A 1,099-nucleotide genomic window follows, 5' to 3' on the forward strand; every position below is an offset into this window, starting at 1 on the left:
GCGCATATCAATCACGTGTTAAAAAAGCATTTATTAACGTTAAAGGTCAAGGCCAAATCGCTGCTAGCTTCATGGGTGGCACGGTTGCCGACGCTTTGGCGCAAAACGGAATCGAATTGAACGAGAATGACGAAGTATTCCCGAGCCTGTATTCCAAAATTAAGGACGGGCAAATAATCTCTGTTATGCCATCTCGAAACGTTATTCTAGCAATCGGCGAAGAAACAAAAGAACTAAGCACAACTAAGGAAACCATTGCAGAATTGCTAAGTGAGCAAAATATCGTTATAGCAAATGGCGATTATTTAATCCAAAATGAAAACACACAAATAACCGAAGGCATGAAAATCGCTATCGTTAAATCATCAAAAGTTTTAGAAACCGTAGACGTTCAAATCCCATTTATCGAAACAAGACGTTATGTTTCAAACCTTAACGCAGGGCAAACAAGAGTCGCACAAGCTGGTGTTAAAGGCATTCGTCGCGAAGTATATCAAGTAACATACCGTGGTGGTGTCGCAGTTAGCCGCGTATTAGTTTCAAATAACAACTTGCGCGAACCAGTTGAAAAAGTTGTAGAAGTTGGCGGTGCAGTCGCAACGCTTGCCTCTCGTGATAACGTTATCACCCTTTCTGTCAGCGTATATCAAAACTATGCATATCAAAAATGCGTAGCCCTCGGCTGGAACGACACTCAGTTCAATGCATTAGTTAAACTATGGAATAAAGAATCTAGCTGGAATCCAAATGCGCACAATAAATCATCAGGAGCGCACGGTATCCCGCAAGCCCTTCCTGGCAACAAAATGGGCGCAGGCTGGCAAACAGACTACAAAGTGCAAATCAACTGGGGAATTAGCTACATCAAATCACGATATGGCAACCCAGTAAACGCATGGAATCACTCCAAAAAATACGGCTGGTACTAATAAATATGAATTAAAAAAGAGCCGAATGGCTCTTTTTTTATGTTCTAAAAAGAAATTTTCTTATTCTTCTCAATTTCACTCCTACCTAATGAATCTGATAGTCTCCGAAATTCATCAGCTTCCGATGGACTTAATGGCACGAAATTATCAGAATACCCATAACCCTTACC

The 1,099-nt window shown here is 40.9% G+C and carries 1 protein-coding gene; it reads left to right on the forward strand.

Features of this window, described 5'->3' with window-relative positions; genetic code table 11:
- Positions 1–929: aggregation-promoting factor C-terminal-like domain-containing protein (locus ACYVTD_RS13625; protein ID WP_461248275.1), on the forward strand; the 929-nt coding region annotated here is incomplete at its 5' end.
- Positions 930–1,099 lie beyond the last annotated feature (170 nt).

Source organism: Treponema sp. R6D11 (assembly GCF_054786075.1).